This window comes from Mycobacterium sp. Marseille-P9652 (assembly GCF_902652685.1).
GTDB lineage: Bacteria > Actinomycetota > Actinomycetes > Mycobacteriales > Mycobacteriaceae > Mycobacterium.
Genome location: NZ_CACRUY010000119.1, coordinates 1 through 2,233, shown reverse-complemented (window position 1 = coordinate 2,233; position 2,233 = coordinate 1). Strand labels below are relative to the sequence as shown.

The 2,233-nt window shown below is 72.5% G+C and carries 1 protein-coding gene and 1 pseudogene; both read right to left on the bottom strand.

All coding sequences use genetic code 11. The annotated features are described in order from the left end of the window. A partial coding sequence (locus GPY60_RS26400) for an HNH endonuclease signature motif containing protein (protein WP_156690645.1) occupies positions 1–1,145 on the bottom strand: 1,145 nt, incomplete at its 3' end. Between the two features lie 55 nt (positions 1,146–1,200). After that, positions 1,201–2,233: pseudogene (locus GPY60_RS26395) on the bottom strand (serine/threonine-protein kinase); the annotation flags it as partial.

The following is a 2,233-nucleotide window of genomic DNA, read 5'->3' as shown; positions in this document are numbered from 1 at the left end:
GTGGTGGGTGGGCGCGCCAGCGATCCGGGGCTCAGGACTTCGCCGTCGCTGTCGGTGACGGTGAGGGCGTCGGGGGTGCCGGTGATGGTCAACTCGCCGCGGTGATGGAGCCGGTGGTGGTAGGGGCAGAGCAGGATGAGGTTGGTCAGCTCGGTGGGCCCGCCGTCCTCCCAATGTTTGAGGTGGTGGGCGTGCAGGCCGCGGGTGGCGCCACAACCCGGGACCGCGCAGGTGGGGTGGCGGTGCTCCAGGGCGCGGCGCAGCCGGCGGTTGATCGTGCGGGTGGTGCGCCCGGCGCCGAGGGGCTGGCCGTGACGTTCCAGCCACACCTCACAGGTGGCGTCACAGGTCAGCTCGCGGCGATCAGCATCGGAGAGCAGCGGACCCAGGTGCAGCGCGGCGGCGCGCTGCTTGACGTCGAGGTGCACCACCACCGTGGTGTGCGCGCTGTGCGGGCGGCGGCTCGCCTCAAGGTCCCACCCGGTCTCGACCAGCCGCATAAACGCCTCCACGTTGCCCGGCAGCGGGGGCCGCTCGCCACCGGCCCCGCCATCCCCGTGGTCGCGTTTCCACTCGGCGACCAACGCCTCCCGATGGGCGGCCAGCGCGGCGTCGAACTTGGCGGCGTCCAGCGGGGCAAGGGTGATCCGGTAGCGGCTGCCCCGCTCGGTGCCGGTCTTGGTGATCGCGGGCTCGGGCTCGGGGCGAGGCTCGGGGTCGGGTCGCGGTTCGAGGTTGACCGCGGTGCGCAACTGGTTGACCGTGGCCACCTGCGCCAGCTGAACGTAATGCTTATCGGATCCCGCACCGGCGCGCGCGGCGATCACCCCGACCTGATCCAGCGACAGCCGTCCCTCGCGCAGGCCCTTCGTGCAGCGTGGGAACTCCGCCCACCGCCGCGCGACCGCGGCGACCGTGTGCGCATTGCCCGACGACCACCCCAACTTCCAGGCCACCATCGCCGCCACCGAGCGCGCCCCGGTCATCCCCCACAACCCGTCGCGATCGATCTCGGCCACAATCCCAGCGATGCGCCCGTCAATCGCATTGCGCTGACCGGCCAACTCCGCCAACTCCTCAAACAACACCTCGAGGCGCTCCTTGGGACTCACCTCGACGGCGTCAGCAGATGCGGTCGAAGACATGCCGTCATCATCGCAGTGACCACCGACAGAACCTGGTGCCCAACCCGTCCCTGCGTCAGTGCACCTGTTGGGCGACGGCGTTGACGAACGTCGAGTTGAGGTAGCCGACCGCGGCGTACCCGCCCGTGTTGAGCGCGGCGATGACGTCCGGGTCGTCGACGATGACAACGGCGCCCCGGTAGGAGCTGAGCGCCGGGGGCAGCCCGTTGTAGCTCCCGCCGCCCGCGGCCTTGTCGGTGCGGACCACCACGAGCACCTCGGTCGGCAGCGCGGCGAGATCCTGAATCGGACGATCGTCGCCGGTCTCGGCCGGGCCGCGTTTGAGGAACTCGCTGTACCGGAAGCCGAGCCCGGCCAGGTACGCGGCCGCGCTGCTGTCGGCAAGGTCGGCGGAGATGCCGGTGTCGCTGACGTTCACGGCGGCGACGGTCTTGCCCGCGAAGGCGGGGTGCGCGGACCGGGTCTGGGTTTGTTGGGCGGCGGCGTTGTCGAGCAGGCGGGTCGCGGTGTCGCTTCGGCCGAGCGCGCCCGCAATCCAGGTGAGCTGCGCCTGCCAGTTCCACTCCTGAGTGGGGTGCGCCGGGCGGGTGAGCGTCGGCGCGATGGACGACAGCTGTGTGTAGTCGACCTGACCGAGGCTGCCGGTGTCGACGACGAGGTCCGGGCGGGCCGCGGCGATCGCCGACGCGTCGGGGGCCGGCAGGACGGGGGCGCCGGAGTGCACCTGGTTCTGCAACCAGCCGGGCAGCCTCCCCTGCGGCGCGGTCATGACGACCGGCTGCACCCCGAGGGAGAGCACGGCGTCGGGATCGCCCGGCCCCAGGGCGGCCACCGCTCGCGGTCGGGCGGTCAGGTGGATGGTGCCCAGCGCACCATTGAGCGTTTGCTCGCGGTAGGGCGGGTTGTCCCCGCCGCGCCGCGTCAGGACCACCGCGGTGATGGTCGCGGCGATCATCACGAGCAGTGCCACCGCGGCGAGAGTCGCCGCCCGACGCCCGCGCCGGCGCGGTGCCGGCGCGAACGGCGGCAAACCGGTCTGCGGCGGCGCCGGGTGCCAGCCGCCGCCCTGGGGGGCGGGGGGCCATGGC